The 278-nt window shown below is 70.9% G+C and carries 1 pseudogene; it reads right to left on the minus strand.

What is annotated here, in order from left to right:
• Positions 1 to 278: pseudogene (locus AB1471_RS17280) on the minus strand (hypothetical protein); the annotation flags it as partial.

The following is a 278-nucleotide window of genomic DNA, read 5'->3' on the forward strand; positions in this document are numbered from 1 at the left end:
TGATCGAATAGTCGGCCGCGGCGACGAGCTTGCCGGTGAACCAGTCGACCGGGTAGCTCGGGCCGCCCAGCTGCGGCGCGTTGAAGACGCCCGTGAGCAGCGCGCCCAGGATGCCGCCCAGCGCGTGCACGCCGAAGACGTCCAGCGAATCGTCCACCTTGAGCAGGCGCTTGAGCCCGTTCACGCCCCACAGGCAGACGATGCCCGCGGCGATGCCGATCACGAACGCGCCGAGGATGCCGACGTTGCCGGCGGCCGGCGTGATCGCCACGAGGCCC

Origin of the sequence: Jeotgalibacillus marinus, from assembly GCF_040801915.1 — a bacterium.
Classification (GTDB): domain Bacteria; phylum Bacillota; class Bacilli; order Bacillales; family Jeotgalibacillaceae; genus Jeotgalibacillus; species Jeotgalibacillus marinus.